A 2952-nucleotide genomic window follows, 5' to 3' on the forward strand; every position below is an offset into this window, starting at 1 on the left:
GGCATATTTCGACCGCTTCGGGTCGCCATAGGCAAGGGTCGCCAGCGAACGGATGACATTGCGCATGATGTCGTCGCGCTTGAGGATCTCGCCATAGTTCGATTCCATCGACCAGATGGCGAGAAGGATATGGCGATCGACGCCGAACCGCGCCTCGATCCGATCCAGCCACGGCTTCCATTTGCGCGCCATTGCCTGACCGTTGGTCACCGACTGGTCATGCACGCGGTTGTCGAAATAATCCCAGGCGGGGGCGGTGAATTCCGGCTGGGTGCGGGCCTTTTCCAGCACGACCGGGTCGGGCTCGATGCCCCTCATGGCCCTGTCGTAGACTGCGCCGGAAACGCCGCCCGAAACCGCGGTGGCACGGAAGCCCGCGACCCACTGGCGGAAACCCGCATCGGCGAAAGCGGGTCCGGCGGGCATCAGCAAGGCAAGCGTGAGGCCCGCGGCCGTCAAAAATGCCGTCAGGCGCCTTGAGCTGTTGCGAACGGACATCCTTTTCCTCCTTCATCAAAATTAGGAAGGATCATTCAACGCCGAACCCGGTTAGTATTTAGTTTACCATAGGTGCCATTAGGAACGAAAAGAGAGGTCGGTGCTTTAACTTTCGATTTTCAGGCCAGCCGCTCGGGTAATTCAACATTCCGGCGCGAAAATGTTCGGGGGGATTGCGGAGCGGATGGCCGCGCGGATAATGGGCTTAAACGGATGGGTGGAGCATGAAGCGAGTTCGCAAGGCAGTTTTCCCGGTCGCCGGTCTCGGCACACGGTTTCTTCCGGCCACCAAGGCCATCCCGAAGGAGATGCTGACGGTCGTCGACCGGCCGGTCATTCAATATGTGGTCGACGAGGCGCGCGACGCCGGCATCGAGCATTTCATTTTCGTGACCGGGCGCAACAAGGCGGTCATCGAGGATCACTTCGACGTCCAGTTCGAGCTCTACGATACGCTCGCCCAGCGCGGCAAGGACGACCAGCTCGCCCGCCTGCAGCGGCTGCAGCCAGCGCCGGGCCAGACCAGTTTCACCCGCCAGCAGGTGCCGATGGGGCTTGGCCATGCCGTCTGGTGCGCGCGTGAGCTGGTCGGTGACGAACCGTTCGCGCTGCTTTTGCCCGACATGATCATGCAGTCGGAAAAAAGCTGCATGAAGGATATGGTCGAACTCTATGCCGAGACCGGGAACAACATCATCGCCGTACAGGAATGCGACTCGGCCGAGGCCCATAAATACGGCATCGTCGGCCGTGGCGAGGACACCCATCACGGTTTCCGCATCACCGGCATGGTGGAGAAGCCGAAGGCTGGCACGGCGCCCTCCAATCTCTTCATCAACGGGCGCTACATCCTGCAACCGGAGATTTTCGGCATCCTCGAAAGCCAGGAGCGCGGCGCCGGCAACGAGATCCAGCTGACGGATGCGATGCTGAAGCTGGAGAAGCAGCAGGCCTTCTACGGCTATCACTATAAGGGGCGCACCTTCGACTGCGGCTCGCCGGAAGGCTTCGTCGAGGCCAATGTCGCCTTCGCGCTCTGGCGCAGCGACATGAATGCGAGCATGGCCGGGGTCATCCGCACGCTGCTGGATGAGGTGCGGCCGGCGGAGCGGATCGGCGCCGCTTCCTAGGTGCTGGCTAAGCGGAGCGGATCCTTCGGATCTCCGCGTCCGCATCGCTGGCGCGAGGATCACGAAGTGTCAGCGCCGCACCTTCAGACCGAGATAGACGCTGTTGGCGACATAGTCGCGACCGGGAAGGTTGCTGGTGAGCTTCTCCGTCCTGATTCTTGTGGTGAGGCCGGCATAGCGGTTCAGCCACCAGGTCAGGCCGGCCTCGGCGCTCAGGACCAGATCGTGGCCATCGGAGCCGATGTAGTCGCGCCAATCGAGCCCCAGCGCTGTATTCGCCGTCAGGTTGGCGCGGACCTGCCGCTCGCCGGTGAGCCGGCCCGAATAGAGGAGGTCGCCGCTCTCGTTAGCGATGGTCGTGGTCTCGACCGTGGTTCTTCCGGTCAGCCCGATGATGGTGCCGCGCTCGGGCGACCATCTGAGGTCGGCGTTGACGTAGGGCCCCGCAATCGCCGGCAGACGGTCGTCGTCGATGCCTTCGCGCAGCCATCCGACGGAGAACTCGCCGGAGAGCTTCTCGCGCATGTCGAGCTCGACGCCGGCGCGCGCGCTGAGCCGCGTCGAGGAGCGCTCGAAACCGTTGCTGTCGAGGCGCAGATCGTAGATCCGCCGGCCGGCTTCCACTTCAACGAATGGCGTCATGGCCGGTGAGACCTGATAGCCGGTACGCAAGGTCGCAGAGTAGAGTGTCGAGTCGCGATCCTTCAGCGACAAGACGGTGCCGTCCGAGAGCTTGGCGTCGCCGTAGAAGTCATGCGAGACCGCGCCGGTCAGCGCGTAGCGCATCTTGCCGACATCCTTCTCGATGCCGAGGCTGCCGTCGACCGTCTGCCGCAGCGGCTGTGAGGTGACGCCGGCAATCGCATCCGGCGAGGACGCCGATTCCGGCACCGCTTCATACCCGAGCTTGGCGATGGCGCGCAGTTCATTGTCGAGGTCGACAGTGAGCTGGCCTTCGATCCGGCCCTGCGCATCGTTGATCTTCTGGCCCGAAAGCGTGTTGCGAAAAAGGCCGTAGCCGTCGACGACGGCCGAATTCTCGCGCCAGTCGGAGGTGGCGGAGAAACGCAGCGCGGTTTCGGACAGCACAGCCGACCTGCCGCCGGCGCTGGCATCGGCATTGGAAGTCGCGGTGAGGCCTTGCTCGAGTGTCGGACGGAAGACAAAGGTCCCGACCTTGATGCCGGGGGCGGCGAAGGCATCGTCCTCCAGCTTCACTTTCTGGCCCTCGATCGATCCTGTGCGCTCCGCGCCGGGATCGAGCTTCTGCCGGTCGACGCTGTCGATGGTGACGGCGCGGCGGTTCGCGCCGTCATCCTCGGTG

Annotated in this window: 3 protein-coding genes; 1 reads left to right on the top strand and 2 read right to left on the bottom strand. The window is 63.4% G+C overall.

The features are described 5' to 3' along the window. The coding region (locus EOA75_RS31315) for a lytic murein transglycosylase (protein WP_164747699.1) at positions 1-498 on the bottom strand (498 nt) is incomplete at its 3' end. Positions 499-722: 224 nt separating this feature from the next. Here EOA75_RS31315 and galU point away from each other — a divergent pair. Then, positions 723-1628, top strand: coding sequence for a UTP--glucose-1-phosphate uridylyltransferase GalU (gene galU / locus EOA75_RS31320; protein ID WP_127326000.1), 906 nt, complete (start codon positions 723-725; stop codon positions 1626-1628). Positions 1629-1697: 69 nt separating this feature from the next. On the opposite strand, the gene EOA75_RS31325 is transcribed toward galU, so the two are convergent. Then, a partial coding sequence (locus EOA75_RS31325; RefSeq protein WP_127326002.1) for an outer membrane beta-barrel protein occupies positions 1698-2952 on the bottom strand: 1255 nt, incomplete at its 5' end.

The sequence above is a fragment of the Mesorhizobium sp. M1A.F.Ca.IN.022.07.1.1 genome (genome assembly GCF_003997575.1).
Taxonomy (GTDB): domain Bacteria; phylum Pseudomonadota; class Alphaproteobacteria; order Rhizobiales; family Rhizobiaceae; genus Mesorhizobium.